General features: G+C 59.8%; 31 protein-coding genes and 1 riboswitch. Of the genes, 15 read left to right on the top strand and 16 right to left on the bottom strand.

The features are described 5' to 3' along the window. Window positions 1-217 precede the first annotated feature (217 nt). The 6 genes from ACS5RD_RS20425 (at window position 218) to ACS5RD_RS20400 (ending at window position 5,593) form a co-directional block, all read left to right on the top strand. Window positions 218-778: a F0F1 ATP synthase subunit delta gene (locus tag ACS5RD_RS20425; protein WP_054006978.1), complete on the top strand. Its 561-nt coding sequence runs from the start codon at window positions 218-220 to the stop codon at window positions 776-778. Beyond that, complete coding sequence (atpA, locus tag ACS5RD_RS20420; RefSeq protein ID WP_304927983.1) at window positions 778-2,316, top strand: F0F1 ATP synthase subunit alpha; 1,539 nt, start codon at window positions 778-780, stop codon at window positions 2,314-2,316. The genes ACS5RD_RS20425 and atpA overlap by 1 nt, the downstream gene beginning before the upstream one ends. Before the next feature lie 17 nt (window positions 2,317-2,333). Then, window positions 2,334-3,200, top strand: a complete 867-nt coding sequence (locus ACS5RD_RS20415; RefSeq protein ID WP_489928901.1) for a F0F1 ATP synthase subunit gamma — start codon at window positions 2,334-2,336, stop codon at window positions 3,198-3,200. Window positions 3,201-3,217: 17 nt separating this feature from the next. After that, window positions 3,218-4,660 carry a F0F1 ATP synthase subunit beta gene (atpD, locus tag ACS5RD_RS20410; RefSeq protein ID WP_489928900.1) on the top strand — a complete coding sequence of 481 codons (1,443 nt, stop codon included), beginning with the start codon at window positions 3,218-3,220 and terminating at the stop codon, window positions 4,658-4,660. 9 nt (window positions 4,661-4,669) lie between these two features. Next, a complete protein-coding gene (locus ACS5RD_RS20405; protein WP_489928899.1) occupies window positions 4,670-5,062 on the top strand; it encodes a F0F1 ATP synthase subunit epsilon in 393 nt (130 codons plus the stop codon). Window positions 5,063-5,242: 180 nt separating this feature from the next. Then, on the top strand, window positions 5,243-5,593 hold the full coding sequence (locus tag ACS5RD_RS20400) for an H-type lectin domain-containing protein (RefSeq protein WP_489928898.1): 351 nt from the start codon (window positions 5,243-5,245) through the stop codon (window positions 5,591-5,593). Between the two features lie 167 nt (window positions 5,594-5,760). On the opposite strand, the gene ACS5RD_RS20395 is transcribed toward ACS5RD_RS20400, so the two are convergent. Then, a complete protein-coding gene (locus ACS5RD_RS20395; protein WP_054006984.1) occupies window positions 5,761-6,780 on the bottom strand; it encodes a ribose-phosphate pyrophosphokinase in 1,020 nt (339 codons plus the stop codon). Between the two features lie 90 nt (window positions 6,781-6,870). Here ACS5RD_RS20395 and ACS5RD_RS20390 point away from each other — a divergent pair, with 90 nt between their 5' ends. Beyond that, window positions 6,871-7,467 (top strand): 2-hydroxychromene-2-carboxylate isomerase, encoded by a 597-nt coding sequence (locus ACS5RD_RS20390; RefSeq protein WP_054006985.1) that lies wholly within the window; start codon window positions 6,871-6,873, stop codon window positions 7,465-7,467. Between the two features lie 16 nt (window positions 7,468-7,483). Then, window positions 7,484-8,305 carry an alpha/beta fold hydrolase gene (locus tag ACS5RD_RS20385; RefSeq protein ID WP_489928897.1) on the top strand — a complete coding sequence of 274 codons (822 nt, stop codon included), beginning with the start codon at window positions 7,484-7,486 and terminating at the stop codon, window positions 8,303-8,305. Here ACS5RD_RS20385 and ACS5RD_RS20380 read toward each other — a convergent pair. The 8 genes from ACS5RD_RS20380 to ACS5RD_RS20345 all read right to left on the bottom strand — a co-directional run bounded on the left by ACS5RD_RS20380 (window position 8,302) and on the right by ACS5RD_RS20345 (window position 14,610). After that, window positions 8,302-9,330, bottom strand: coding sequence for a threonine aldolase family protein (locus ACS5RD_RS20380; RefSeq protein ID WP_489928896.1), 1,029 nt, complete (start codon window positions 9,328-9,330; stop codon window positions 8,302-8,304). The two genes, ACS5RD_RS20385 and ACS5RD_RS20380, sit on opposite strands and share 4 nt — an antisense overlap. Further along, entirely contained in the window at window positions 9,330-9,782 is a 453-nt protein-coding gene (locus ACS5RD_RS20375) for a YcgN family cysteine cluster protein (RefSeq protein WP_489928895.1), read from the bottom strand. The genes ACS5RD_RS20380 and ACS5RD_RS20375 overlap by 1 nt, the downstream gene beginning before the upstream one ends. A gap of 38 nt (window positions 9,783-9,820) precedes the next feature. Continuing rightward, complete coding sequence (locus tag ACS5RD_RS20370; RefSeq protein WP_489928894.1) at window positions 9,821-10,744, bottom strand: bifunctional riboflavin kinase/FAD synthetase; 924 nt, start codon at window positions 10,742-10,744, stop codon at window positions 9,821-9,823. Window positions 10,745-10,773: 29 nt separating this feature from the next. Next, window positions 10,774-11,217 (bottom strand): MaoC family dehydratase, encoded by a 444-nt coding sequence (locus tag ACS5RD_RS20365; protein WP_054006990.1) that lies wholly within the window; start codon window positions 11,215-11,217, stop codon window positions 10,774-10,776. A gap of 114 nt (window positions 11,218-11,331) precedes the next feature. Continuing rightward, entirely contained in the window at window positions 11,332-12,222 is an 891-nt protein-coding gene (locus ACS5RD_RS20360; RefSeq protein ID WP_489928893.1) for a TIGR01459 family HAD-type hydrolase, read from the bottom strand. Window positions 12,223-12,328: 106 nt separating this feature from the next. Beyond that, a complete protein-coding gene (locus ACS5RD_RS20355) occupies window positions 12,329-13,249 on the bottom strand; it encodes a manganese-dependent inorganic pyrophosphatase (protein WP_489928892.1) in 921 nt (306 codons plus the stop codon). Between the two features lie 101 nt (window positions 13,250-13,350). Continuing rightward, the gene (locus ACS5RD_RS20350; RefSeq protein ID WP_489928891.1) at window positions 13,351-13,605 is read right to left on the bottom strand and encodes a hypothetical protein; all 255 of its coding nucleotides are present in this window, start codon (window positions 13,603-13,605) and stop codon (window positions 13,351-13,353) included. A gap of 9 nt (window positions 13,606-13,614) precedes the next feature. After that, the gene (locus ACS5RD_RS20345; protein ID WP_489928890.1) at window positions 13,615-14,610 is read right to left on the bottom strand and encodes a TraB/GumN family protein; all 996 of its coding nucleotides are present in this window, start codon (window positions 14,608-14,610) and stop codon (window positions 13,615-13,617) included. Between the two features lie 232 nt (window positions 14,611-14,842). Here ACS5RD_RS20345 and ACS5RD_RS20340 point away from each other — a divergent pair, with 232 nt between their 5' ends. The 4 genes from ACS5RD_RS20340 (at window position 14,843) to ACS5RD_RS20325 (ending at window position 18,069) form a co-directional block, all read left to right on the top strand. After that, on the top strand, window positions 14,843-15,130 hold the full coding sequence (locus ACS5RD_RS20340) for a co-chaperone GroES (RefSeq protein ID WP_054006994.1): 288 nt from the start codon (window positions 14,843-14,845) through the stop codon (window positions 15,128-15,130). Window positions 15,131-15,196: 66 nt separating this feature from the next. After that, window positions 15,197-16,846, top strand: a complete 1,650-nt coding sequence (gene groL, locus ACS5RD_RS20335; RefSeq protein ID WP_489928889.1) for a chaperonin GroEL — start codon at window positions 15,197-15,199, stop codon at window positions 16,844-16,846. An 87-nt stretch (window positions 16,847-16,933) separates the two neighbouring features. Next, the gene (locus ACS5RD_RS20330; RefSeq protein WP_489928888.1) at window positions 16,934-17,488 is read left to right on the top strand and encodes a GNAT family N-acetyltransferase; all 555 of its coding nucleotides are present in this window, start codon (window positions 16,934-16,936) and stop codon (window positions 17,486-17,488) included. A 242-nt stretch (window positions 17,489-17,730) separates the two neighbouring features. Next, window positions 17,731-18,069, top strand: coding sequence for a hypothetical protein (locus ACS5RD_RS20325; RefSeq protein WP_489928887.1), 339 nt, complete (start codon window positions 17,731-17,733; stop codon window positions 18,067-18,069). Here the strand turns inward: ACS5RD_RS20325 and ACS5RD_RS20320 are convergent. Genes ACS5RD_RS20320 through ACS5RD_RS20305 form a run of 4 tightly spaced genes read right to left on the bottom strand, consistent with a single transcriptional unit; the run spans window position 18,066 to window position 20,433 of the window. Then, window positions 18,066-18,557 (bottom strand): GNAT family N-acetyltransferase, encoded by a 492-nt coding sequence (locus ACS5RD_RS20320; RefSeq protein WP_489928886.1) that lies wholly within the window; start codon window positions 18,555-18,557, stop codon window positions 18,066-18,068. The two genes, ACS5RD_RS20325 and ACS5RD_RS20320, sit on opposite strands and share 4 nt — an antisense overlap. Next, the gene (locus ACS5RD_RS20315; protein ID WP_489928885.1) at window positions 18,544-19,041 is read right to left on the bottom strand and encodes a GreA/GreB family elongation factor; all 498 of its coding nucleotides are present in this window, start codon (window positions 19,039-19,041) and stop codon (window positions 18,544-18,546) included. Before ACS5RD_RS20315 ends, ACS5RD_RS20320 begins: the two co-directional genes overlap by 14 nt. 9 nt (window positions 19,042-19,050) lie before the next feature. Beyond that, complete coding sequence (locus ACS5RD_RS20310) at window positions 19,051-19,503, bottom strand: NUDIX domain-containing protein (protein ID WP_054007000.1); 453 nt, start codon at window positions 19,501-19,503, stop codon at window positions 19,051-19,053. A 39-nt stretch (window positions 19,504-19,542) separates the two neighbouring features. Then, window positions 19,543-20,433, bottom strand: coding sequence for a DMT family transporter (locus ACS5RD_RS20305; RefSeq protein ID WP_489928884.1), 891 nt, complete (start codon window positions 20,431-20,433; stop codon window positions 19,543-19,545). 77 nt (window positions 20,434-20,510) lie between these two features. Then, window positions 20,511-20,659, bottom strand: a riboswitch (FMN riboswitch). 108 nt (window positions 20,660-20,767) lie between these two features. On the opposite strand from ACS5RD_RS20305, the gene ACS5RD_RS20300 reads away from it, so the two are divergent. The 3 genes from ACS5RD_RS20300 (at window position 20,768) to ACS5RD_RS20290 (ending at window position 23,396) form a co-directional block, all read left to right on the top strand. Beyond that, a complete protein-coding gene (locus tag ACS5RD_RS20300) occupies window positions 20,768-21,493 on the top strand; it encodes an esterase/lipase family protein (RefSeq protein WP_082351649.1) in 726 nt (241 codons plus the stop codon). Between the two features lie 3 nt (window positions 21,494-21,496). Then, window positions 21,497-21,904 (top strand): low affinity iron permease family protein, encoded by a 408-nt coding sequence (locus tag ACS5RD_RS20295; RefSeq protein WP_489928883.1) that lies wholly within the window; start codon window positions 21,497-21,499, stop codon window positions 21,902-21,904. A 178-nt stretch (window positions 21,905-22,082) separates the two neighbouring features. After that, window positions 22,083-23,396, top strand: coding sequence for a caspase family protein (locus ACS5RD_RS20290; protein ID WP_489928882.1), 1,314 nt, complete (start codon window positions 22,083-22,085; stop codon window positions 23,394-23,396). A gap of 87 nt (window positions 23,397-23,483) precedes the next feature. Here the strand turns inward: ACS5RD_RS20290 and ACS5RD_RS20285 are convergent, their stop codons facing one another. From ACS5RD_RS20285 to ACS5RD_RS20275, 3 genes are all read right to left on the bottom strand, one after another. Then, the gene (locus tag ACS5RD_RS20285; protein ID WP_489928881.1) at window positions 23,484-24,554 is read right to left on the bottom strand and encodes a 5-(carboxyamino)imidazole ribonucleotide synthase; all 1,071 of its coding nucleotides are present in this window, start codon (window positions 24,552-24,554) and stop codon (window positions 23,484-23,486) included. Further along, window positions 24,547-25,029 carry a 5-(carboxyamino)imidazole ribonucleotide mutase gene (gene purE / locus ACS5RD_RS20280; RefSeq protein ID WP_054007005.1) on the bottom strand — a complete coding sequence of 161 codons (483 nt, stop codon included), beginning with the start codon at window positions 25,027-25,029 and terminating at the stop codon, window positions 24,547-24,549. Before purE ends, ACS5RD_RS20285 begins: the two co-directional genes overlap by 8 nt. A gap of 110 nt (window positions 25,030-25,139) precedes the next feature. Beyond that, window positions 25,140-25,358, bottom strand: coding sequence for a YdcH family protein (locus tag ACS5RD_RS20275; RefSeq protein ID WP_304927167.1), 219 nt, complete (start codon window positions 25,356-25,358; stop codon window positions 25,140-25,142). Window positions 25,359-25,466: the final 108 nt, after the last annotated feature.

The following is a 25,466-nucleotide window of genomic DNA, read 5'->3' as shown; positions in this document are numbered from 1 at the left end:
GACCGCCGCCCAAACCCGCCACCCCTGCGACAAAACCGCCATGCCGATATATCGCACGCGCGCACGCGGATATTGAGTGTCCTTCCCCGTTGCGGGATGGCCAATCGTCTGCTAGAGACGCCCGAAATCGAGAAGACGCATGCCCCAAGTATGCGCCGCAAATGGGTTGTAACCCGGATGCGGTCATTGTGAGGGGCCTAACAGCGGAAGGGTTGACGTGTCCGAACCAGCTTCAATCTCCTTGAGCATCGCTTCGCGCTACGCGCAGGCCTTGTTTGAGATTGCGAAAGAAGAAAACGGTCTTAAAACGCTTGAGGCCGATACCGATGCTTTGGGAGCGGCCTTGGCTGCCAGCCCCGAGCTTGCCAGCATGATCGCCTCGCCCGTTGTGGCGCGCGAAGATCAAGCCAGTGCTATGGCGGCGATTGCTGCCAAGATGGGTCTTTCCACGGTGATGACCAATACCATCGCCTTGATGGCATCCAACCGCCGCTTGTTCGTGCTGCCGCAGCTGGTCAGCGATTTGACCGCCCGCATCGCCGCTGAAAAAGGCGAAGTGACGGCGGAAGTCACCTCGGCGACAGCGCTTTCGGCAGCTCAGGCCAAGGCGCTTGCGGCCAGCCTGAAGGCCAAGGTCGGCAAAGAAGTCAAACTTAAAACCACCGTTGATGAAAGCCTCATCGGCGGTCTTATCGTCAAGCTCGGCTCGTCGATGATCGACACCTCGGTCAAGGCAAAGCTCGCGGCGCTCCAGAATGTAATGAAAGAGGTTGGGTGATGGGAATTCAGGCTGCTGAGATCTCTGCGATCCTTAAGGACCAGATCAAGAACTTTGGCAAAGATGCAGAGGTGGCCGAAGTTGGCCGCGTTCTCAGCGTTGGCGACGGCATTGCCCGTGTGCATGGGCTGGACAATGTCCAAGCCGGTGAGATGGTGGAATTCCCCGGCGGCATCCGCGGCATGGCGTTGAACCTTGAAGTCGACAACGTCGGTATCGTTATTTTCGGTTCCGACCAAGACATCAAAGAAGGCGACACCGTCAAGCGCACCAAGTCCATCGTGGACGTGCCGGTTGGCAATGGCCTGCTGGGCCGCGTTGTCGATGGCCTTGGCAACCCGATCGACGGCAAAGGCCCGATTGCCTCGACCGAGCGTCGTCAGGCTGACGTGAAGGCCCCCGGCATCATCCCGCGCAAATCGGTGCACGAGCCGATGGCAACCGGCCTGAAAGCTGTCGACGCGATGATCCCGGTTGGCCGTGGCCAGCGCGAATTGATCATCGGTGACCGTCAGACCGGCAAAACCGCCGTGGCTTTGGACACCATTCTGAACCAGAAGTCCTATAACGAGGCTGCTGGCGACGACGAATACAAAAAGCTCTACTGCATCTATGTGGCTATCGGTCAAAAGCGTTCGACCGTGGCACAGTTGGTGAAGAAGCTGGAAGAAACCGGCGCGATCAAATACACCATCGTGGTGGCCGCAACCGCGTCTGACCCGGCCCCGATGCAGTTCCTTGCCCCCTATGCTGCGACCTCGATGGCAGAATTCTTCCGCGACAATGGCCGTCACGCTTTGATCATCTATGATGACCTCTCCAAACAAGCCGTGGCTTACCGTCAGATGTCGCTGCTGCTGCGCCGCCCGCCGGGCCGTGAAGCTTATCCGGGCGACGTGTTCTACCTGCACAGCCGTTTGCTGGAACGCTCCTCGAAACTGAACGAAGATTTTGGTTCGGGCTCGTTGACCGCGCTGCCGATCATCGAAACCCAAGGCGGCGACGTGTCGGCGTTCATTCCGACCAACGTGATCTCGATCACCGATGGCCAGATCTTCCTCGAAACCGAATTGTTCTACCAAGGCATCCGCCCGGCTGTGAACACCGGCCTGTCGGTGTCGCGTGTGGGCTCGTCTGCGCAAACCAACGCAATGAAATCGGTGGCTGGCAAGGTCAAACTGGAACTCGCGCAGTACCGCGAGATGGCTGCCTTCGCGCAGTTCGGCTCTGACCTTGACGCCTCGACCCAGCAATTGCTGAACCGTGGCGCGCGCCTGACCGAGCTGATGAAGCAAGCGCAATACGCGCCGATGACCAACGCCGAGATTGTCTGCGTGATCTACGCGGGCACCTCCGGCGCTTTGGACAAAGTGGCTGTGAAAGACATCGGCCGTTTTGAAGCGGGCCTTCTGAAGCACCTGCGCGGCGCTGGCAAAGCTTTGCTGGATGATATCACCGTGAACGACCGCAAAGTTGCGGGCGATCTGGAGAAAGCCATCAAAGCTGAGATCGCGGCATTCGCCAAAGACTTCGCCTAAGGGCAGGGGGATAGACAATGCCCAGCCTTAAGGACTTAAAAAACAAGATTGCGAGTGTGAAAAACACCCGCAAAATCACCAAAGCCATGCAGATGGTCTCGGCGGCAAAATTGCGCCGCGCCCAAGAAGCCGCTGAAGCTGCCCGGCCCTATGCCGAGCGGATGAATGCGGTGATGGGCGGCCTTGCGTCTTCGGTTGGACAATCGGCCAGCGCGCCCCGGCTTCTGGCCGGGACGGGCAGCGACCAAGTGCAACTGCTGGTCGTGATGACCTCAGAGCGCGGGCTCTGCGGCGGCTTTAACTCGACCATCGTGCGGCTGGCCCGTGCGAAGGCGAACGAGCTGATCGCGGCTGGCAAAACGGTGAAGATCCTCACCGTTGGCAAAAAAGGCCGCGAACAGCTGCGCCGGGATTTTGCGGCGAACATGGTGGGCCATGTCGACATGGGTGAGGTCAAGCGCGTCGGCTACGTCAATGCGCAGAACGTCGCGCGTGACGTGCTGGCCCGCTTTGAAGCTGGCGAATGCGATGTGGTCACCATCTTCTACAACCGCTTCCAGTCGGTGATCGCCCAGATCCCGACCGCGTTGCAGGTGATCCCAGCGAAGTTTGAGGCGGGTGCCGCAACGGCGCTTTATGACTACGAGCCCAGCGAAGAAGCCATTCTGGCCGATTTGCTGCCGCGCAGTATTGCCACGCAAATCTTCACGGCTTTGCTGGAAAATGGCGCCTCTGAACAGGGCGCGCGGATGAGCGCGATGGACAACGCAACGCGCAACGCAGGCGATATGATCACCAAATACACCACGATCTACAACCGCTCGCGTCAGGCTGCGATCACCAAAGAGCTTATCGAAATCATTTCGGGCGCGGAAGCGCTCTGAGGAACCGGAGAAACAACATGGCAAAAGCACCGAAAGCAGCTGCCGCGGCAGGCAAGGTGACGCAAATCATCGGCGCCGTGGTTGACGTGCAGTTCACGGGCGATCTTCCCGCAATTCTGAACGCGCTGATCACTGACAACAACGGCAAGAAACTGGTCCTCGAAGTGGCCCAGCATCTTGGCGAAAACACCGTCCGCACCATCGCTATGGACGCAACCGAAGGCCTCGTGCGCGGCGCGCCTGTGTCCGACACCGGTGCTCCGATCCAAGTTCCGGTTGGCGACGCAACTTTGGGGCGCATCCTGAACGTCATCGGCGAGCCGGTGGACGAAAAAGGCCCGGTTGTGGCGACTGAATACCGCTCGATCCACCAGAAGGCTCCGTCCTTCGCCGAGCAAGCCACCGAATCCAAAGTGCTGGTCACCGGCATTAAGGTCATCGACCTGTTGGCCCCCTATGCTAAAGGCGGCAAAATCGGTCTGTTCGGCGGCGCTGGCGTGGGCAAAACCGTTCTGATCATGGAATTGATCAACAACATCGCCAAAGTTCACTCGGGTTTCTCGGTGTTCGCAGGCGTTGGCGAACGTACCCGTGAAGGCAACGACCTTTACCACGAGATGATCGAATCCGGGGTTATCAACCTCGAAGACATGACCAAATCGAAAGTGGCGCTTGTATACGGCCAGATGAACGAACCACCGGGCGCACGTCTGCGCGTGGCTCTGTCGGGTCTGACCTTGGCAGAACAGTTCCGCGACCAGTCCGGTACTGACGTTCTGTTCTTCGTCGACAACATCTTCCGCTTTACCCAAGCGGGTTCGGAAGTGTCGGCTCTCTTGGGTCGTATCCCGTCCGCCGTGGGCTACCAGCCGACGCTGGCGACCGACATGGGCGCTCTGCAAGAGCGGATCACCTCGACCAAAGCCGGTTCGATCACCTCGGTGCAGGCTATTTATGTTCCTGCCGATGACTTGACCGACCCTGCTCCGGCAACCTCGTTCGCCCACTTGGACGCAACCACGGTTCTGTCGCGCGCGATCTCGGAACTCGGCATCTACCCGGCTGTGGACCCGCTGGACTCGACCTCGCGTCTTCTGGACCCGGCTGTGATCGGTGAGGAGCACTACTTGGTGGCCCGTTCGGTCCAAGGTGTTCTGCAACGCTACAAATCGCTGCAAGACATCATCGCCATCCTTGGCATGGACGAACTTTCCGAAGAAGACAAACTCACCGTGTCGCGCGCCCGGAAGATCCAACGCTTCCTGTCGCAGCCGTTCGACGTGGCGAAGGTGTTCACCGGTTCTGACGGTGTGCAGGTTCCGCTGGATGTCACCATTGCTTCGTTCAAAGCAGTTGTGGCTGGCGAATACGATCACCTGCCAGAAGCAGCCTTCTACATGGTTGGCGGCATTGAAGACGTGAAAGCCAAAGCACAGCGTCTTGCTGCGGCTGCGGCCTAAGGGGGCATCATGGCTGGAACGCTGCAATTTGACCTCGTGTCGCCCGAGCGCCGTCTGGCCTCGGTTGTGGCATCCGAAGTGCAAATCCCGGGCGCCGATGGCGACCTGACGGCGATGGAGGGGCATGCCCCCACCATCACCACCCTGCGCCCCGGCGTGTTGAAAGTTGTGTCGGCTGAAGGCGCTAAATCCTTCGTCGTCACCGGCGGTTTTGCTGAAATCAGCGCCACCAGCGTTTCGGTTCTGGCCGAACGTGCGGTGCCGGTTGAGGAGTTGAACGCTGCGCTGATGGATCAGTTGATCGCGGATGCTTCTGAGGCCACCGCCGTTGCGGTTGACAAAGACGCTGCCGACAAGGCGATGGCCGATCTGGTCGCGATGCGCGCCGCTGCAGGTTTCTAAACCTGCTGCGACAGAATGGATCAGGCCCCGCTTTGTCGGGGCCTTTTCATTTCGGCGGGTTTGCGGTTTAACTGCCAGAAGTCCCATCAAAAATCCTGCGATAGCTGCAGCTTTAACCCGCATTTAACCTAGTTTCGCCGAAATTCATTGCTACGTTGCAGTTATAGAATCCGAGTACGCATGAAACGCATCACCTCCAACACCATCGGTATTCAACAGGGCAGCCGCATCCTGTTCTCAGACTTTGCCGATGGCGGTGTGATGTGGACAGGGCAGGGCGCGCGCGAAAGCCGTCATGTGGTGATGTTCAAAGAGGCGTTCACCGAGGCGCCCACCGTGATGGCCTCAATCTCAATGTGGGACATTGATCACAAACACACGTCCCGCGCCGACATCACCGCCGAGAATATAACCGAGACGGGTTTCCATCTGGTGTTCCGCACGTGGGGCGACACCCGCGTCGCCCGCGTCCGCGCCGACTGGATCGCCATGGGCTCGGCGGCGAGTGAGGATGACTGGCAGCTGTATTGAGAGGTTGGAGCGTTGAAGCCTCCGGCGGGAGTATTTCAAAAAGAGCAACTCGGAGCTTAAGTCGCGAATTCGTAAAGATTTCGTTAAAGCGGCCACGCTAACATATTGATACAAAACAAATAAAAAAGGTCCCGAGTTGGGACCTTTCCTTTTTCGGCTTCGGATGATCAGGGCCGCTGATACATGCCCTCATAAATCGGCACCAGTGTATCCGTCTCAAACAGCGACGAAACGCTGGTTCCGTTCCAGATGTTCAAAATCGCCTGCGCGAAAATCGGTGCGGTTGGCACGATCCGAATGTTCGGGCAGTTCTTCACCGCCTCGGTCGGCTCGATCGAATCCGTGATCACCAAGGATTTCATCACCGAATTGGTAACCCGCTCCACCGCAGGCCCCGAGAGAACGCCGTGGGTGATATATGAATGCACTTCCGTCGCGCCATTCTCCATCAACACTTCCGCCGCTTTACACAAAGTCCCGGCAGTGTCGCAGATATCGTCGACGATGATACACTTCTTGCCCTCAACCGAGCCGATCACGATCATCTCAGCAATCTCACCGGCCTTCTCGCGGCGCTTGTCCACGATGGCCAAGGGGGCGTTGATCCGCTTCGCCAATTCCCGCGCCCGCGCCACCCCGCCAACATCCGGCGAGACCACCATCAGATCCTGCATCTGGCCTTTGAAGTGATGCTCGATATCTAGAGCAAAAACTGGCGAAGCATAAAGGTTGTCCACCGGAATGTCGAAAAACCCTTGGATCTGCGCCGCATGCAGATCCAGCGTCAAAACTCGATCCACCCCAGCCTCGGCGATCATATTGGCCACCAGCTTGGCGGTGATCGGGGTGCGGGCCTTGGCGCGGCGGTCTTGCCTTGCATAGCCGAAATACGGGATCACGGCGGTAATCCGATTGGCCGACGAGCGCCGCAGCGCGTCGGTCATGATCAACAGCTCCATCAGGTTGTCATTGGCGGGGTTCGAGGTCGGCTGGATTATATACATATCCTCGCCGCGCACATTCTCGAACACCTCAACGAAAATCTCTTGATCATTGAAGCGCTCAATCCTTGCATCGACCAGATTGACCGACATGCCGCGATGCATCGACATGCGACGGGCGATGGATTTGGCGAGTGATAGATTTGCGTTGCCGGAAATCAGTTTCGGCTCAGTCATAGCGGGCATGGGGATCTCCGGGGGCCAGATTCGGATCGTTGACACCGCTTATCACCCAGCTAGGGTCTTGCAAACCTTGAAGCCTAGGGGGCGCATGAAATGCCGCAGATCGACTACTACTTCGCGCCAATCTCGCCGTTTTGCTATCTGGCAGGCGACAGGCTGGAGGCTATTGCCGCCAAACATGGCGCAACCATCCGTTATATTCCGCTCAACGCCCCGGCTTTGTTCCCGCGCACCGGCGGTCAGGTGCTGGCGGATCGCCACGACTCCCGCAAAACCTACCGGATACAGGAACTCCGCCGCTGGTCGGCGCGGCTGGGGTTGAAGCTGGATTTGCAGCCCGCGCATTTCCCGGTCAACCCCGCGCCTGCGTCTTATGCGATCATCGCGGCGGCCAAGGTCGGCGGTGGCGATCTGGGCGGTTTGGTGCAGGCCTTCCCGCGCGCGGTCTGGGCCGAGGGCCGCAACATTGCCGAGGACGAGGTGGTGCAGGAAATCCTCGCCGCCCACGGCTTTGATCCGAAGATCGCCGACAAATACATGCTGATGGCGGCGGAAACCTATATGGCGAACCTTGAAGAAGCGGTGGCGCGCGGTGTATTCGGCGTGCCGTTCTATATGGTTGGGGAGGAGCGGCTCTGGGGTCAGGACCGCTTGGACGACCTCGACCTCTATCTGTCTGGTAAGCTGTAACCTTGGGAAGTTCTTAATGCCTGAAGATCTGCACCAAATCGCCTTGCCGCCGCATCGTGTCTGGCATCGCGGCGGCACCCATCCGGTACTGGCGCTGCATTGCAGCCTTGCCCATGCCGGGGCGTGGTCGGGGCTGGCTGCGGCCTTGCATGGCGTCACGATTACAGCCACCGACGCGCCGGGGCATGGCCGCGCGCCAGATTGGCTGCCGGGCACTGATATGCACGCACTGGCCACTGCGCAGTCGGTTGCAATGGCGGAAAGCCTAGGGCTGGGTGCAAAGATTGACCTGATCGGCCACAGCTTTGGCGGCACCGTGGCCCTGCGCATCGCGGTAGAGCGCCCTGATCTGGTGCGCAGCCTGACGCTGGTCGAGCCGGTGATCTTCGCCGCAAGCAAGGCCGTCGCCGCCGCCGCCTATGAGCGTTTCCGCGCCGACCACCTTGGCTTTGCCGAACTGGTCGAGGCCGGGGACCGCGAAGCCGCAGCGGCACTGTTCCACGGTCATTGGGGCTCAGACGACTGTTTGTCCAATCTGCCGGAACGCACCCGCGCCTACATGGTGGATCGTATCCATCTGATCGTGGCGCAGAATCCGACGTTGCTTGACGATGCCGCAGGCATCTTGCGCCCCGGTGGGCTAGAAGTCGTTGATGTCCCGGTCCTGCTGATTGAGGGCGCTGACAGCCCCGCTATCATCGACGCGGTGCATCGCGCCTTGGCGCTGCGCCTGCCACAAGCCACGCGGTTGGTTGTGCAAAAGGCGGGGCATATGGTGGCGATCACCCACGCCGCCGCCATCGCCGCAAGCGTTCAGGCGCATCTGGACGCTGCTTAGCCGCGTAGAACGGCCAAGAACTGATCAACGTCCGCCTCGGTGGTGTTCCATGATGTGACCAGTCGCGCGGCCTCCATCCCCGTGCTTGCAGGCATCTGGTAATAGGCCGCCCCCGCAGCCTCCAGTCGCGCATGGGTGCCAAGCGCCCATTCCGGGAACATCATATTGGCCTGCGCCGGATGCTGATGCGTAGCACCTGCGCCTGCGACGCCCTGCGCCAATCGCGCGCCCATCGCATTGGCGTGGGATGCCAGCCGCAACCACAGATCATCCGTCAGATAGGCTTCCATCTGTGCCGACAGGAAGCGGTGCTTTGAGACCAAATGTCCCGCCCGCTTGCGGCGCAACTCGAACTCCCACGCCTTTTCGGGATCAAACATCACCACCGCCTCAACCCCGAGACAGCCGTTTTTGGTGCCGCCAAATGAGACCACATCAATACCCGCCTGCCATGTCATTTCTGCCGCACTGGCCCCGGTCGCCGCCAAAGAATTGGCAAAGCGCGCGCCATCGAGATGGCAAGGCAGGTCCCATTGCTTGGCCACAGCGGTCAAAGCGGCGACCTCCGCAGGCGTATAAACCGTGCCAGCCTCGGTGACATTGGTGATCGAGACCATGCCGCGCTGCACGCCATGCACGCCCACTTCGCCAATCCGGCCAATGGTTTGCGCAAGGCTTTCCGGTGTCATCTTGCCATGATCGCCGGGCACGCCGATCAGTTTCGCGCCATCGGTGTAAAACTCTGGCGCGCCACATTCGTCGGTGGCGATATGCGCCTCGGTATGGGCAAAGACCGCCGACCAAGGCTTGGTGTAGATCGCCAGCGACAGGGCATTGGCGACGGTTCCGGTGGTCACAAGGTAAACCGCGGCCTCGGGATGCTGGAACACCTCGCGCACCTGCGCCGTGACGCGGTCCATGATCGCATCGGTACCATAGCTGCGGGCAAAGCCGTCATTGGCGCGGGTCAGCGCCGCCAGAATCTCGGGGTGCGCGCCCGAGGCGTTGTCAGAAGTGAAATACATCAGAGATTTTCCTGAATGATATAATCGTCCCAATCATCTTCATCGACCGTGACTTCCGAGACGGTCTGACCCCGCATCGATTGGCCAGAGGTATGGGTGGACTCGGGGTCACCCGTAACCAAAGGGTGCCAGTCCGGCAAAGCTTTGCCCTGCTGCAACAGCTTGTAGGCGCAGGTGGCGGGCAGCCAATAGCTGATCTTTTTCAAGGTCTTGGGATTGAGGCGAATACATTCCGGCACAAACTCAAACCGTCGCGCATAGTTGCTGCAGCGGCAGGTTTCATTATCCAGCAAGCGGCAGGCGACGCGGGTGTATTCGACCTCACCGGTGTCTTCATATTCGATCTTGTTCAGGCAGCATTTGCCGCAGCCATCACAAAGCGCCTCCCATTCGGGAGTGGTCATTTTGGCGAGGGGAACGGTTTCCCAGAATTTCGGGCGCAGGTTTGTCATGGCAGCAAAATGACGTGGGCGCGCGGAAAAGGGAAGGGCTAGAGTGTGGTGAGGATGGTGCGCGCTTGGGTGACATCGGCGGCCATTTGCACCATCAGTCCGGGCAGCCCGTCGAATTTCATCTCGGGCCGCAGGTAATCGACAAGGCCGATAGAGACGTGCTGGCCATAGAGATCACCTTTGAAATCAAAGATATAGGTCTCAAGATTCGGGGTGTTTTCGCCAAACATCGGACGCACGCCAAGCGAGGCCGCCCCGTGATAGCTGCCGATCTGCGGCCCGGTCAGCACGTCAACTTTCACCGCATAAACCCCAAGTTTCGGCAGATGTAGCCCCTGCACCGACATATTCGCCGTCGGATAGCCCAATTCGCGCCCACGTTTTTCGCCGTGGATCACCTCGCCATCAATCCGGTGCCAGTGTCCGAGCATCGAGGCCGCATCGCGGGGACGGCCATCGGTCAGGGCTTGGCGGATCGCGGTGGAGGAAATCTCGCGGCCTGCGGTTTTGACCAGATCTGCGATGGTGACGCCGAATCCGTATTGTTTTCCAAGCGCTTGCAGATCAACTGCCTTGCCAGTGCGGCCTTTGCCAAAGCAGAAATCGGCCCCGACGACGACATGAGCGACGCCAAGGCCATCGGCCAGCACCTGCCGCGCGAAATCATCCGGCGTAAAGCTGGCCATTTGGGCGTTAAACGGCAGTTGAAACAACTGCTTAACCCCCAGTTTGGCCAAGCGGTTGCTGCGGGCTTCGGCGTTCATCAACCGAAACGGCGGGGCGTTGGGGGCAAAGTATTCGCGGGGATGCGGCTCGAACGCCACGATACCCAAGGGGCCATGTGGACGGGCGCGGTCGATCACCGATTGATGGCCCAGATGCACGCCGTCAAAGTTGCCCATCGCCACCGAAGCGCCGCGTGTGTCAGGGTCAAGCCCTTGCCAATGCTGGTTTATTTGCATCTTATCCCAGGGTGGGGCGGCAGAGGCCCCTAGTCGAACTTGCGGCTTGGCGCCAGAACCAGCGCTTCGCCTTTCAGAACCACGGTATTGCCCACCGCGCAATGGGTTTCAAGGGTCACGCGGCGGCGAGAATGGTCGATGGCCAGCACTTTCACCACCGCCTCAACGGTATCGCCGGGGCGGACCGGGGCGAGGAATTTCAGAGATTGTCCAAGATAAACAGTGCCATGGCCGGGAAGTTGCTCTCCGATCACCGCTGAAATCAGCCCGGCGGTCAGCATGCCATGCGCGATGCGGCCCTGAAAAATTGTGTCCTGCGCGTAGGAGTCGTCCAGATGCACCGGGTTATGATCGGTGGAAACCTCGGCAAAAAGTTCGATATCACGGTCGGTTATGGTTTTTTGCAACGTGCGCACCATGCCGATTTCAAGGTCTTCGATGCAGATGGTGCCGCGCGGTTGGTTATCCAGCATGATGCGAATCCCTTGGATGTGCTGATGCAGCGTAGCAGATGCTGCGGTGCGGCGCAAATCTAAAGCGCAGTAATTGTGCGCAAAAACGACTTCTAGGGTAATTTTGTTGCTGCGCTAGCGCAGGTGGCCAATGCTATAGCTGGGCGACAGCATCCCCGCCTCTAGCCAATCTTCCAGCAAGTCCTTGTCCGGATTGTTGGAATCTGCACCGAAGCTTTCATGCGCGATGCCCCCGGTGACGAAAAGCGCATCAAGGCTTTCGCCAATCGCGCCCTGCACATCGGTGTGGATGCCGTCGCCAATGCAGAGGATACGCGCGTCTCCTGGGCCACCCAAAACCTGCAAGCGCCGCTGCGCCAGATCATAAATCGGCGGATGCGGTTTGCCGAAATAGAGCGCCGTGCCGCCCATCGCTTCATATTCTTTCGCCAGCGCGCCCGCGCAATACAAAAGCTTGGCGCCCCAATGCACGATGATGTCTGGGTTGGCGCAAAGCATGGGCAGGCCGAGGTTTTTCGCCAGCAACAGGGTGGTGCGGTAGTCGTCGGGCGTCTCGGTCAGATCATCCACCAGACCCGTCACCACAAGGCCCTCGGCGTCTTTGGTGGGCACGCGTTCTATCGGGGGATTGGCAGCGGCAACCGCTTGCAGATCTTCGGCGAAATCGGTGAAGAAAACTTCATCCTTTGGCGCACCGATGAAATGCACTTTATGGCCTACCGCCCCGGTCAGCATGGCATATTGCGCGGCATCGCCCGAGGTCACCACATCATCCCAAGCGTCGCGCGGCACGGACATTTCATCCAACTGTTTGACAATGCTGGATTTCGGGCGCGGCGCATTGGTGAGCAAGATCACCCGGCCACCCTTGGCGCGGAAGGCTTGCAAGGCGGCCACCGCTGCCGGGAACGGGGTGACGCCGTTGTGCAGGCAGCCCCACAGATCGCAAAACACCGCGTCATAACGGGCGGAAATTTGAGCAAGGTTGGCGATGATCTGCGTCATGGGGCGGCCTTTTCGCGGGGATGAGGGCGTACTTTGTCTGTGCCTACCTTGAACACAAACGCAAAAGGGCCGGAGCGGCTCCGGCCCCTTTGGAAATTGCTGCGACTTAAAGCTTTAGTGCCGGGATGATCTGCTTTTTGCGGCTCATCAGGCCGGGGATCAGCACGGTATCGCCCGTCACGATCACGCCAAAGGAAGCCTCAGCCAGCGCCTTCACCAGATCATTCGGCACCAGCAACGTGGCTTCTTCGCGCAGAATGTCGATGACAAACAGCAGCACTTGCTCAGCCCCATCCTCGGCGGCGACACCGGGCATCGCGGCCATCAGCGCCGCCTTGCGGGCCAGCACAGTTGCGGGTGAGGTGGTTTCCAGCACCGAAATCCGCAGCTCGCGCCCGGCGACATTGTATTCCTTGCTGTCCATCCGCAGCAAAGCCGCATCGGAAAACGCCGACACGTCGGATTTCGCGGCGAACATCGCGCTTGCCAGTTCCGGGATCGACACGCCCAGATCAGCCGCCAAAGCCTCGGCCACGGCGCGATCATGCGGGGTGGTGGTGGGAGAGCGGAATTCCAGTGTGTCGGACAAGATGCAGGACAGCATCGCGCCTTTGATTTCACGCGGGCATTTCGCCAGATCGGCGCCCATAATATCGTGCATCACAGTGGCCGTGCAGGCTAAGGGCCGCATCACCACATTGATCGGGGTCTTGGACTTCAAACCGCCGACCAGCATGTGATGGTCGATGATCGCCATGATGGTGGCCTCGTTGATCGAGGGTGGCAGTTCAGCCGGATTGTTGGTGTCAACGATCACAACTTGCTGACCGGGGGCGACATCTTGGATGATTTCAGGCTGCGCAAAGCCCCAGTGTTTCAGCACGAAGGCGGCTTCGGTGTTCGGCGTCCCCAGCAGGCGTGGCTCGGCATCGCCGCCTTTGACATGGGTCAGATACCAAGCCCAGATGATCGCCGACATTGTGGCATCGGTGTCGGGGGATTTGTGGCCGAAAACGAGAGTGGTCATGGGGCAAACCTTCGCGATTGGATTTTGCCCGGCTTATAGGGGCAGGGGGGCGGATTGTCACGGGGTCGCAAGGTCGCGGCCCCCCGCAAACGCAGGGTAGGTTAATGCCACTTGCCCGGATCAATTTCCGACTGGCAGCCATAGGGCGGCAGGGTTTTATCGCCGAAATGGACCTTCAACCGGGTGCAGCCCCAGTCCTGCACGAAACCCGGCATCATCTGATGCAACTCGATGCCCACCTCATCAAACGGATCAGGCGCACCTGCGGTGTTGTTGATCCAAGCGTAATAGCGATAGCCACCGGTCCCGAGAACGGCGAGCGTTATGACAACCACAAACATCAGCAATCGTTTCATAACAGACCTTTATGGAGTAAGCGGTAGCCGGGTGATCGTGTAGCCATCGTCCTGCAACAACTTCAGCACGCCCTGATCGCCCGACAGGTGCAGCGCGCCGAAAGCCGCCAGCACCGGGCCTTTGGCGCTCGCGGCTTCGATCACCGGAATCCAGGACTGGTTGCGGTCGTTCATCATCAGCTTTTCCATCACCGCAAATTCACGCTCGACCCGTTCGGGGGTGAAACCGGGCATTTGCAGGGTTTGCAGCTTGGAAAACTCCCAGATCAGCCGACCTTCTTCGGCGAAATAGGCGTCGGCGAGGGTGACGGCCATATCGGCGGATTTGTCTTCCAGCGCGAGGGCTGAGGTGATCATGTCGAGTTGCTCGGGTTGCGACATATCGCCGAAAATCGAAAACAGCGTGTCGTAGGGCTCCAACGCCTCAACGGGCAGGCCTTGCGCGGTGGCGGCTGCGATCACTTGCGAGTCTAAGCCCTCGGGCATCGTGGCGAGGTCCATGCTGCACGGGGGCATCGCCAACAGGACCGAGACATACCACGGGCGGAATTTCGCGATCATGAAGCTGGGCACACCGCGCGCCGAAGCCGCATCGCGCAGATGTTGCCAGTCTTCGGGCGAGAGCACTTCGGGCAGGGTGGGGCCATCGGTATTGACGATCAAGGATGGGTCGTCGGCCATGCGGGCTTTCAGCGATTCCTGCTCTTTCGGGCCAGCCTCCACCAGCAAGACCTTGGCCTTGGCCAATGCGGGCGCAAGCGCGGCCAGCGCAGAAGCATGGCGCGGATCGTCGAAGTGATAAGTGCCAACGAGGGTGATTTCCTCGGTCCCTTTGGTCGCCAGCCAAAAATTGCCGATGGCGAAGGGTTGCTTGGCGGCCTCGGCGCGCAGGGCGGTTTGCGCCTCAGGCAAGAGGGCGGCAATCAGGTTTCGGCCTTGGCACTCGGCAAGGGCCGGCGTGGTAAAGGCCAACAGGGCCATGACTATAGATAAAATTTGGCGCATGGCGTCCTGCTTTTGGAGGTAGCACAAGGGTTGCATTTTGCAGGCGTAAGGCCAAGCCCGAACCACGCAGCGAAGGCGGAACTTGGCTGCCGATCTGGCCTCTGTCGCAAAAAATTTGCGCAAGCGGGTGTTGACTGTAAGGGGCAGAGGGCCTAACTCAAGCGTCGTTAGCACTCAGGCAATACGAGTGCTAATCTCATTCAAACCTGGAAACTCAAGGGAGTGTAACCAGATGGCATTCACACCGCTGCATGACCGCGTATTGGTCCGTCGCATCGAAGGCGAAGACAAAACCAAGGGCGGGTTGATCATCCCAGATAGCGCCAAGGAAAAACCGGCTGAGGGCGAGATCGTCTCGGCAGGTCCGGGCGCACGCAAAGACAGTGGCGAGCTGATCGCACCGTCGGTTAAGGCTGGCGACAAGATTCTGTTCGGCAAATGGTCGGGCACCGAAGTGAAACTTGACGGCGAAGATCTGCTGATCATGAAAGAAAGCGATATCCTCGGGATCATTTCCTAAGGCATAGGGCTCGGGCCTTCGCCCTGAGCCCGCTTTCCAATCCAACCGATTAGAGGAGTTTGCACCATGGCTGCAAAAGACGTACGTTTTGAGTCCGATGCCCGCGACCGCATGCTGCGCGGCGTGAACATCTTGGCTGACGCTGTCAAAGTCACGCTGGGCCCGAAAGGCCGTAACGTTGTGATCGACAAATCTTTCGGCGCACCGCGCATCACCAAAGACGGTGTGACGGTTGCCAAAGAAATCGAACTGGCGGACAAGTTCGAGAACATGGGCGCGCAAATGGTGAAGGAAGTCGCTTCCCGCACCAATGATGAGGCTGGCGACGGCACCACCACCGCGACCGTTCTGGCGCAAGCGATCATCAAAGAAGGCATGAAAGCAGTTGCTGCTGGCATGAACCCGATGGATCTGAAGCGCGGCATCGACATGGCAACCACCAAGGTTGTGGCTGCGATCAAAGCGGCTGCTCGCCCTGTGAAAGACACCGCAGAAGTGGCACAAGTTGGCACCATCTCGGCCAACGGCGAAGCTGAAATCGGTCGTCAAATTGCTGACGCGATGCAGAAAGTCGGCAACGAAGGCGTGATCACTGTTGAAGAAAACAAGGGTCTGGAAACCGAAACCACCGTTGTCGAAGGCATGCAGTTCGACCGTGGCTATCTGTCGCCCTACTTCGTCACCAATGCTGACAAGATGATTGTCGATCTGGAAGACGTGCTGATCCTGCTGCACGAGAAAAAACTCTCGTCGCTGCAGCCGATGGTGCCGTTGCTGGAAGCCGTGATCCAATCGCAGCGCCCGCTGCTGATCATCTCGGAAGATGTTGAAGGCGAAGCGCTTGCGACCCTCGTGGTCAACAAACTGCGCGGCGGTCTGAAAATCGCGGCTGTGAAAGCTCCGGGCTTCGGCGATCGTCGTAAAGCCATGCTGCAAGATATCGCAGTTCTGACCGGCGGTCAGGTGATCTCGGAAGATCTGGGCATGAAGCTGGAGTCGGTCACCATCGACATGCTCGGCAAAGCCAAGAAAGTCTCGATCACCAAAGACAACACCACCATCATTGATGGCGCTGGCGTCAAGGCCGAGATCGAAGCCCGCGTTTCGCAGATCCGCACCCAGATCGAAGAAACCACTTCGGACTACGACCGTGAAAAACTGCAAGAGCGTGTGGCGAAACTGGCTGGCGGCGTTGCTGTCATCAAAGTTGGCGGCATGACCGAAATCGAAGTCAAAGAGCGCAAAGACCGCGTTGACGACGCTTTGAACGCGACCCGTGCGGCCGTGCAAGAAGGTATCGTTGTTGGCGGTGGCGTGGCGTTGATCCAAGCCGGCAAAGTGCTGGAAGGTATGGTTGGGGCGAACCCGGACCAGACCAACGGCATCAATATCGTCCGTAAAGCACTGGAGGCTCCGCTGCGTCAGATCGCACAGAACGCCGGTGTGGATGGCGCTGTTGTGGCTGGAAAGGTGCGCGAGTCGACCGACGTGACCTTCGGCTTCAACGCACAGACCGAAGAATATGGCGACATGTTCGCATTCGGCGTGATCGACCCGGCGAAAGTCGTGCGCACCGCGCTGGAAGATGCAGCTTCGGTTGCATCGCTGCTGATCACCACCGAAGCTATGATTGCTGATCGTCCGGAGCCTAAAGGCGCTGGCGGCGGCATGGGCGGCGGCATGGGCGGCATGGGCGGCATGGACGGCATGATGTAATCATGCTTGCATGATTTAATCCGCCATTCAGGCATGTTACGGAAAGGGCGTTCCGGTTGGGGCGCCCTTTTTCTTTTGGAGACCGCTGTGGTGATCGGACCGGATACTGTCAGAGAGATGCGGGTGGAGGAGCAAGCGGAAGTCGACGCGCTGCTGCGTGCGGCGTTTCCGACCGGGGACGAAGCCGATCTGGTGAGGAAGCTGCGCAGCGATGGCGTGATGTGGGTGGAATTTGTCTCGCATTGGCAGGGGAAAATCGGCGCTTATGTCGCGATCAGTCGGATGACCGCCCCCGCAGGCTGGGGCTGCGTGGCCCCGGTGGCGGTGCGGCCCGAATGGCAAGATGGCGCGCTTGCGCCGATGCCTGCCCTGACGGGGCAGTATCGTTTAGGTTCGCGTTTGATGGCTTGGCTGCCGGAACTGGTGCGGGTAAAGGCCTCCCCGAAATGGGCTGATAAGGACTTTCCCAGCACTTTGGTCGTGGTCGGCAAGCCGTCGTTCTACGTGCGCGCCGGGTTTTCGCAGGCGCGGGCGGCAGCTTTGATCTCGGAATACCCGTTGGAATACACCCTGATCGCGCGGCCGGGAGATGATGTGCCGACCGACCGGCTGATCTATCCAGCGGCTTTTCCGGGGTTGTGACGCGGTTGGTCAAGGCCTCGCCGCCGCCCGTCGTTACAGGCATGATCTGATCGCGCGGCGTGCCGCCGCAAGACCTTTTAGCGCTTACGCGCGGTGGGCGCTTGCCACGGGCGGCTGGGATGCGGTGACGGTATAGGGCGCTCTGGATGGAGGGCGCAGGGGCGCGGTGCCGCGCCTTTTCTTTTGCCAAAATGCCTGTGTTATGCCCAGACTTCGCCATTCCAATCCTGAAAGGTTTTGACATGGCCGATCCTGCAAAACAGGCAAAAACCAACGCCTATGTGGTGATAGGCATGAGCATTGTGCTGCTGTTCGGGGCGTTCAATGCCATCATGATCACGGCGGATGAGTATGATCCCGAAACGCTGGTCTGGATGAATCTTGGGCTGGATGTTCTGATCACCGCGCTGCTGGGGGTTATTTTAACCCAAGTTGCCAGATTGAACGAACCCGGCGGGCTGAAGACCGCGGCACTGGTGTTGGGGCCGCTTGGCATCATCGCCGGGCTGACCAAACTTGCGGCTCGGTTCTCCAGCGATCATGGCTGGTGGACCGGGCATTTCAGCTATGCGCTGAGTTAAGCGCGCAAAGGTTTCGCCAAGCGGTGCATAATGTGGCCGGTGTCTGGGTCATGTCCGGTGACGCCCGTGGGGGCGAAGCCCATGCGGTGCCAGAACGCGCGGCCGCGTGGGTTGGCCTCTAACACGGCGAGATAGAGGATTGGCGATCCGGCGGCGCGGGCGCGGGATTCAATCTCGGCCAGCAAGATTGGCCCGGAACCGCTGCCACGCAGGCGGGGGGCGAGCAGCATCAGGCCGAGATAGGCATCGCCGGGGTTGGGGAAGCCGAAAGACAGTTCGGCTATTCCGCTGAGTTGGCCGTCATCGAACAGTCCAAGCCGATGACTGTGGGCTGGGTCGCAGTTCGGGGGTGTGTCGGTGAAAAACGCGGCGGCCTTTTGCGCGGGGTCGCAATGGCCGTCGGCGAGCAGCCAGTAATCTTGCGCCTCGGTTTGCAGGGTGGTGAGGATGGCGAGGTCGCGGCTTGGGTCTAACTCACGGATCAGCATGGCTTATTCTCAGGACTTCCAAAGTGACGGCGCCGGAGGGTTTGCGCCATATGACCTCATCCCCCACCTGTGCGCCGATCAACGCGCGGGCGAGCGGCGATTGTGGCGCGATGCGGTGCAGCGGGGCGTCAGCTTCATCCTCTCCGGTAATCTCGTAGGTGGTCTGCTGGCCGTTGTGGTCTGCAACGGTGACGGCCAAGCCGAAAGCGACTTCGGTGAGGGGCAGGGTGGTGGGGTCAATCAAGAGAGCTGTGCGCAGGCGGGCCTCGATGTAGCGGATGTCACGCTCGGCGGCGGCTTCGGGGAGTTTATCGAGGCGCTCGGAACGGGATTTCAAGGTGGCGAGTGTGGTTTGCAAATCGCGCAGGCGCGATTGCAAAGCGGCAAGGCCGCGCGGGGTGACGTAGTTTGGATGTGGCGACAGCGGCAGATCGGGGAGGGGGTCGAGGTCGCCATCGCCTTCTTTGACGAAAGCCCTACTCATGCAAGCGGCTCATCTGACGATGACTTCCAGCGGGTCATAGAGGATGCCCTCGCCCCATGTGGTGGCAATCAAGCTGTCGGGTTTGAAGCGGATGCGGCCTGATTCCAATTCAGCCCGGCTGAAAAACCGCCGCTGGGTGACGACGCCTTCGGGGTCGCGCCAACTGGCGTTGATCGCGCCTGCGGTGATGGTGCAGCGGAAGAAGATATCGACCTGATGAAAGCCTGACACCGGATCGTGGAATTCATTGATCAGCGCAGGCGCGCCGACGATGACAGAAAGTCCGGTTTCTTCATGCACTTCGCGGGCAAGATTGGTGGGCAGCGAGGTGCCGGATTCCACGCCGCCGCCCGGCGCGCACCACAGATCAGAGCGCGCGCCGGGATAGGCGTTGACCAAGAGCAGCCGATCCTCATGCAAGATCAGCGCGCGGGTGGCGAGGCGGGTGGGGCGTTTGGACATGGCGTTAGGCTGAAGCCCCCGTGCCGCAAGGTCAAGGGCCTATACCGCAATGGGATGGTTTTGCCCCTGCCGTTCCGACCACAGCAGATACATCGAGCCCGCAAGGATGAGGGCGACGCCCAACCAATAGGCACCTTCCGGCGCGAAATCCAACACCAGCCAGCTGACCGCGATGTTGGAGAACAGCTTCAGATCGTCAAACGGTTGCACAAACCCCGCATCGGCGGCAGCGTAAGCCAAGGTCAGGAAATGCTGGGCGGCATACATCACCACGCCGCCAAGGATCAGCAGCGCGAGGATGCTGCCGGTTGGAATTTCAAACCCTGCGTGCAGCGAGAACAACCCATTGATCGGCGTCAGCAACAGCAAAAGCCATAGGGTGATCGCGGTTTGCGGCTCGGTCGCGGTCAGCCGCTTGGTGATCAGCGACGCCCCGCCCCAGCAGATCGCGGCGGCAACGGGATAGAGCGTGGCGAGGGTCAACGCGCCCTCCCATGGTCGCAACAGGATCATCGCACCGCTAAAGCCGATCAACGCCGCCAGCCAGCGGTTTGCCGCCACCCGCTCACGCAGCAACAAAGCCGCCCCGATCATTACGAAAAACGGTGAGGTCATCACCAAGGCCACCACATGCCAGGGCGCCATGCCAGCCGCAAAAGCTTGGGTGAATGCCTGCACCCCCAGCACCGACAACACGATCCGCAAGCCATGCAGCCAGGGATGTCCAGTTTTCATACTTGCCAGCCCCTGTCGCCAGATGAACGGCAACGAGAACAGCGTCGCGATGGCATATTGCCAGAACGCATCCGATTGCGGCTTGAAGCCCATCTTATAGGTGACGGTCCAGGTGATCGCATTGGCCGCCGCAAAGGCCATCCCCGCCAGCACCATAAAGGCAGCGCCCTTCAGCGGAATATTCGTCTGATTCATGTCTGTCCTCCTTCAAGACCAACATCAATCAGGGGGACATGACACGCCAACACCCCCCGCAAAACGGTTGAGGCTGCGCGCATTCTCTTGCATCCGGACTATACCGTCGGCCCCGGAGTTACACCGGATCTGCTGACCCCAAGGCCAAAGCCCCGAAAGACCAAAGCCAAAGGCGCTCGCGGGCTATACCGCCGGTGGGGATTTTCACCCCGCCCTGAGAATGCCCGGAACGACCCGGACGCGCAATTTCTACCAGCCACCCGCGCGGACACAAGCCGCAAACCCCGCTTGCCCTGCACATAAGATGCGCTTTAATGCCTGCATGAGAAAAGCGATGGTTTTTATCCTATTAGCGGCGTTTGGACAGAATGACCCCGCTCTGGCCGATTGTGTTGTCCTGTTGCACGGCCTTGCACGCACCGAAACCTCATTGGTCGCGATGCAGGCCGCACTAGAGGCCAAGGGCCACCTTGTGATCAACGAAAGTTATCCCTCCACCGCAGCCCCGATTGCCGAACTCGCCGCCGGAGTAGGCAGCCGCGTCGCCCAATGCCCCCAAGGTGCGAAGGTCGATTTTGTCACCCATTCGATGGGCGGCATCCTTGCGCGTTACTGGCTGGCCAGCCACAAGCCCGACCAAATGGGCCGCGTTGTCATGCTCGGGCCACCCAATCACGGCTCAGAACTGGTCGATACGTTCGGTGAGATCGGCGCGTTTGAGTGGATGAACGGCCCCGCTGGCTTGCAACTTGGCACCGACCCCGGCGCTGTGCCGCAAGAGCTGCCAAAGCCGGATTACCCCGTGGGCGTGATCGCGGGCACGCAATCCTTGAACCCGATCACCTCGGTGGTGATTCCCGGCCCGGATGATGGCAAGGTTTCGGTCGCCAGCACCCATCTCGCGGGGATGAGTGATCAGATCGAACTGCCCGTAACCCACACGTTCATGATGCTGAATCCGGTTGTGATCGCCGAAACCCTGATCTTTCTGGACACCGGGCGCTTTGATCATAACCTCAGCTACACCGATGCGCTGCGCATCGCTTTCAACAAGGAATAACCGATGGCGAAGCTGGGATATGCCGGGCTTGCAAAGGCAGTGTCGCGGTTCTGCGGACGGCCCAGCACCTTCATGCTGGCCTGCGGGGTGATTGCCGTCTGGATCATCACCGGACCGTTGTTCGGCTATTCCGACACGTGGCAGCTGGTGATCAACACCGGCACCACGATCATCACCTTTCTGATGGTGTTCCTGATCCAGAATACCCAGAACCGCGACACCCAAGCCATTCAGCTGAAACTGGATGAGCTGATCCGCGCCACCAACGGCGCGCATAACGCTTTGCTCGATCTGGAAGAGTTGGACGAAAAGGCGCTGGAGGCGTTCCGCATCCGATATGAGGCCTTGGCCCGCGACGCGCGCGATCTGCAACTCAGCGGCGGCTGCGATACAGACTCACCCGAGGCTTAACGCGGTTTGGTGTTATCTGACCCATACTGCTCGCAGGGCTTGGCGTGCCGTTTGAGCCAAGATCACCGCAACCCGTCTTAGGGGCAGAAAATCCAGACCGCAGCGGCCGAACAGAAGACTTTGCGAAAAGCAGGTTTTCGGCTAAACTACAGGCACATTTGAAGAATGGGTTGTGCTGATGTTTGATCGACTCGGGCATTTTCTGCGGCTTTGCCTGTTTGGCATCCTGGCGCTTGGCATATTGCCAGCGGCTGCGGAAGCTGCGGGCCGCAAGCTGGCGCTGGTGGTCGGCAATCAGGCTTACACCGTGCTGCCGGGTCTGAATACCCCGGTGGAGGATGCGCAAGGCGTCTCAAATGCTTTGCGCAATCTAGGGTTTGAGGTGACTTTGCTCACCGATGTCGGCCCTGCGGTGTTTCAGGCGGTGCTCGGCACTTTTGCGGCACAGGTCGATGAGGCCGATACGGTTTTGTTCTTCTACGCGGGCCATGCGTTTCAGAAAGACGGCGTCAACCATTTGGTGCCGGTTAATGCGCGACTGGCGGATACCAAGGCGTTGGATACCGAAACCTGGCGGTTGGACGACATCGCCAAGGCTTTGAAAGGAAAGACTAATCAGCTTTTGTTGTTCGTCGATGCCTGCCGCGACAATCCCTTGCCCGAAGCCGTGCGCGGCGCGGCAGAAGCGGGCGGTCTGGCACAGTTTGACGGCGGCGCTGGCACCTTCGTCGCCTTTGCCACAGCACCGGGGCAGGTGGCTTGGGACAAGACCGAAGGTGCGGTGAACAGCCCGTTTACCGCCGCCTTGCTGGCCCATATCGCCAAGCCGGGGCAGAATATTTCCGATCTGATGATCGCGGTGCGCAATGATGTGGAAACCGCCACGGGTGGCAAGCAAACCCCGTGGGAGCAATCCTCGTTGCGTGAGCAGTTCTTCTTCGTGCCCCCGGCGGAGGTTGCACCCGTCGCCGAAGACGCGCTGCCCGCGTTTGACGTGGTGGCGGATCAAACCACCGCGCTTGCGCCTCCGGGTGGCATCGCAGTGATCGGCCAAGGTGTGGGCGATGATAAGCTGGCCTTATTGGACAGTGACACCCGCAGCCTGAATGCGCCTTTGCCCGAGAATTTGGCTTTGGGCGTGCAAACCGAACTCGACCGCATCGGCTGCTATGGCATGCCGGTGGATGGCGATTGGGGCAACGGCTCGCGTCGCGCGATGGCGGCGTATTATGACGCGAAAAAGGTCGCCCCCGGCGAGATGGAGCCGAGCGAAGCGGTCTATCGCGCGCTTTTGGCCGAGCCGGAGAAGACCTGCAACAAGCCTGCCGTAGCGGTGAAATCGGCCACGAAGACCACGCCGAAAGCCACCACGAAGAAATCAACCACCAAAAAAGCCGCGGCCACCACAACCAAGAAAAAACCCGCTGTTGTAGCGCCGGTGAAGAAAAAGCCGACCTGCAAGTTTATGGTGATCGCAGTGGTGTGTTCCTGAGCCATACTCAAAGCTTAACAAAGTGTGAATGACACCCTGTTAAGTCCTTGATTTCTCTCTAGTGACGGCTGTGTCCACGCGTGGACACTAGGCCTTTCGGATCACCCGATTGACATGCCCCATCTTCCGCCCCGGCCTTGCCTCGGCCTTGCCATACAGATGCACCGCGCAGTCGTTTTCTTTCAGAAGATCCGGCAACCGATCCATATCGTCACCGATCAGGTTCTCCATCACCACATCCGAATGTCGCCCGCCATCACCCAGCGGCAGCCCCGCCACGGCCCGGATATGCTGCTCAAACTGATCGACAGCACAGCCATTCTGCGTCCAATGCCCCGAATTGTGGACCCGTGGGGCTACCTCATTCACGATCAATCCGGTTGGGGTGACAAACAACTCCACCCCCATCACACCGACATACTCCAGCGCGTTCAATATCCGCGCCGCCAGCAAGATCGCATCCGATCGCATCGAGGGTGACAATTTGGCGGGCAGGGTGGTGGTGGCCAAGATGCCATCCTTATGCACGTTCTCGCCCGGATCGTAGCAGGCAACCGAGCCATCCACCCCCCGCGCCGCGATCACCGAAACCTCGTGGCTGAAGTCGATGAAGCCTTCGAGCACGCAAGCCGCCCCCGCCATGCTGGCATGCGCCTCGGCCGCATCCGAGGCGGTCTTGATCCGCGCCTGTCCCTTGCCGTCATAGCCGAGCCGGGTGGTTTTCAAGATCGCAGGCACACCGATCTTTTCAATCGCGGCCTCCAGATCGGGCAGGGTCTGCACGGCAGCGTAGGGGGCACAGGTCAGGCCGAGGCTGGTGAGGAAGTCTTTCTCTAGGATACGATCCTGACTGATCGCAAGGGCGCGGCGATTGGGGCGGATCGGGCGCAGGGCCTCTAAGGCGTCAAGGGCGGCGGTGGGGATGTTCTCGAACTCATAGGTGATCACATCGACTGAGGCCGCGAATTTTTGCAACGCGGCGATGTCGTCATAGCTGGCGCTGGTGACGGCATGTGCGACATCGGCGGCGGGCGGGTTCTGGCTGGGTTCAAAGATGTGGGTCTTATAGCCGAGGCGTGAGGCCGCAACCGACAGCATCCGGCCCAACTGACCGCCGCCCAGAATACCGATTGTCGCGCCGAGGGGTAGGTTATTCATCTTTCGGCTCCTCAGGGATCGAGGCCGACAGGGCCTCGCGCCATGCATCCAGCCGTGCGGCCAAAGCCGGATCATGCAGCGCCAGAATCCCGGCTGCCAGCAGGCCCGCATTGGCGGCACCAGCGGCACCGATGGCCATGGTGGCAACCGGGTAGCCCTTCGGCATCTGCACGATGGAATACAGGCTATCGACGCCCGACAAAGCCTTGGTCTGCACCGGCACGCCGATCACCGGCACGCGGGTTTTCGAGGCCATCATACCGGGCAAATGTGCAGCCCCACCCGCGCCTGCGATGATCACCTGCAAACGACCGGCCGCTGCTTTACCATAGGCCCACAGCCGATCCGGGGTGCGGTGGGCCGAGACGATCTTTGTCTCATACGAGATGCCAAGCTGATCCAGCACAAGGGCCGCTTCTTTCATCGTCGGCCAGTCTGACTGGCTTCCCATGATGATCCCGACATCAACAGACATTGGCGCCTCCGGCTGTTTGCAAGCGCTTCATAGCAATGCAGGCGGGGGAGGCAAGGAAAAGCCAGCGATCTGGTAGCGCGGGCGTCGGTTTTAGCCGAGGGCGTGGCAGATCAGGCGATGATATTCGGGATCAGCAGATCTTCAATCCGCACGATCTGGTCCTTCATCTGCAATTTCTGCTTTTTCAGCCGCCGCAGCGTCAGCACATCAGGACGGCCTGCGGTTTCCAGCGCATAAACCGCCTCATCCAGATCGCGATGCTCGCGCCGCAGCACTTCCAGCTTCACGCGCAGCATGTCTTCAAAGTTCATCTCGGAGGAGGCATTCATGGCAGGATCGAATCCAGTCTTTATGGCTTGGCGTTAGGATACAGTGATTCGCCTGAAATCGGCGGAAAATCTCTGCATCAGGCTTTAAGTTTTCTTGGGCAATCCACC

The sequence above is a fragment of the Cypionkella sp. PAMC25878 genome, assembly GCF_058135695.1.
This window is presented reverse-complemented; position numbering and strand designations above follow the sequence as displayed.

Excerpts from the sequence above, each read along its gene's own strand:
- atpA (WP_304927983.1), top strand. The coding sequence starts at position 778 with ATGGGAATTCAGGCTGCTGAGATCTCTGCGATCCTTAAGGACCAGATC.
- ACS5RD_RS20415 (WP_489928901.1), top strand. The coding sequence starts at position 2,334 with ATGCCCAGCCTTAAGGACTTAAAAAACAAGATTGCGAGTGTGAAAAAC.
- atpD (WP_489928900.1), top strand. The coding sequence starts at position 3,218 with ATGGCAAAAGCACCGAAAGCAGCTGCCGCGGCAGGCAAGGTGACGCAA.
- ACS5RD_RS20405 (WP_489928899.1), top strand. The coding sequence starts at position 4,670 with ATGGCTGGAACGCTGCAATTTGACCTCGTGTCGCCCGAGCGCCGTCTG.
- ACS5RD_RS20400 (WP_489928898.1), top strand. The coding sequence starts at position 5,243 with ATGAAACGCATCACCTCCAACACCATCGGTATTCAACAGGGCAGCCGC.
- ACS5RD_RS20395 (WP_054006984.1), bottom strand. The coding sequence starts at position 6,780 with ATGCCCGCTATGACTGAGCCGAAACTGATTTCCGGCAACGCAAATCTA.
- ACS5RD_RS20390 (WP_054006985.1), top strand. The coding sequence starts at position 6,871 with ATGCCGCAGATCGACTACTACTTCGCGCCAATCTCGCCGTTTTGCTAT.
- ACS5RD_RS20385 (WP_489928897.1), top strand. The coding sequence starts at position 7,484 with ATGCCTGAAGATCTGCACCAAATCGCCTTGCCGCCGCATCGTGTCTGG.
- ACS5RD_RS20380 (WP_489928896.1), bottom strand. The coding sequence starts at position 9,330 with ATGTATTTCACTTCTGACAACGCCTCGGGCGCGCACCCCGAGATTCTG.
- ACS5RD_RS20375 (WP_489928895.1), bottom strand. The coding sequence starts at position 9,782 with ATGACAAACCTGCGCCCGAAATTCTGGGAAACCGTTCCCCTCGCCAAA.
- ACS5RD_RS20370 (WP_489928894.1), bottom strand. The coding sequence starts at position 10,744 with ATGCAAATAAACCAGCATTGGCAAGGGCTTGACCCTGACACACGCGGC.
- ACS5RD_RS20365 (WP_054006990.1), bottom strand. The coding sequence starts at position 11,217 with ATGCTGGATAACCAACCGCGCGGCACCATCTGCATCGAAGACCTTGAA.
- ACS5RD_RS20360 (WP_489928893.1), bottom strand. The coding sequence starts at position 12,222 with ATGACGCAGATCATCGCCAACCTTGCTCAAATTTCCGCCCGTTATGAC.
- ACS5RD_RS20355 (WP_489928892.1), bottom strand. The coding sequence starts at position 13,249 with ATGACCACTCTCGTTTTCGGCCACAAATCCCCCGACACCGATGCCACA.
- ACS5RD_RS20350 (WP_489928891.1), bottom strand. The coding sequence starts at position 13,605 with ATGAAACGATTGCTGATGTTTGTGGTTGTCATAACGCTCGCCGTTCTC.
- ACS5RD_RS20345 (WP_489928890.1), bottom strand. The coding sequence starts at position 14,610 with ATGCGCCAAATTTTATCTATAGTCATGGCCCTGTTGGCCTTTACCACG.
- ACS5RD_RS20340 (WP_054006994.1), top strand. The coding sequence starts at position 14,843 with ATGGCATTCACACCGCTGCATGACCGCGTATTGGTCCGTCGCATCGAA.
- groL (WP_489928889.1), top strand. The coding sequence starts at position 15,197 with ATGGCTGCAAAAGACGTACGTTTTGAGTCCGATGCCCGCGACCGCATG.
- ACS5RD_RS20325 (WP_489928887.1), top strand. The coding sequence starts at position 17,731 with ATGGCCGATCCTGCAAAACAGGCAAAAACCAACGCCTATGTGGTGATA.
- ACS5RD_RS20320 (WP_489928886.1), bottom strand. The coding sequence starts at position 18,557 with ATGCTGATCCGTGAGTTAGACCCAAGCCGCGACCTCGCCATCCTCACC.
- ACS5RD_RS20315 (WP_489928885.1), bottom strand. The coding sequence starts at position 19,041 with ATGAGTAGGGCTTTCGTCAAAGAAGGCGATGGCGACCTCGACCCCCTC.
- ACS5RD_RS20310 (WP_054007000.1), bottom strand. The coding sequence starts at position 19,503 with ATGTCCAAACGCCCCACCCGCCTCGCCACCCGCGCGCTGATCTTGCAT.
- ACS5RD_RS20305 (WP_489928884.1), bottom strand. The coding sequence starts at position 20,433 with ATGAATCAGACGAATATTCCGCTGAAGGGCGCTGCCTTTATGGTGCTG.
- ACS5RD_RS20300 (WP_082351649.1), top strand. The coding sequence starts at position 20,768 with ATGGTTTTTATCCTATTAGCGGCGTTTGGACAGAATGACCCCGCTCTG.
- ACS5RD_RS20295 (WP_489928883.1), top strand. The coding sequence starts at position 21,497 with ATGGCGAAGCTGGGATATGCCGGGCTTGCAAAGGCAGTGTCGCGGTTC.
- ACS5RD_RS20290 (WP_489928882.1), top strand. The coding sequence starts at position 22,083 with ATGTTTGATCGACTCGGGCATTTTCTGCGGCTTTGCCTGTTTGGCATC.
- ACS5RD_RS20285 (WP_489928881.1), bottom strand. The coding sequence starts at position 24,554 with ATGAATAACCTACCCCTCGGCGCGACAATCGGTATTCTGGGCGGCGGT.
- purE (WP_054007005.1), bottom strand. The coding sequence starts at position 25,029 with ATGTCTGTTGATGTCGGGATCATCATGGGAAGCCAGTCAGACTGGCCG.
- ACS5RD_RS20275 (WP_304927167.1), bottom strand. The coding sequence starts at position 25,358 with ATGAATGCCTCCTCCGAGATGAACTTTGAAGACATGCTGCGCGTGAAG.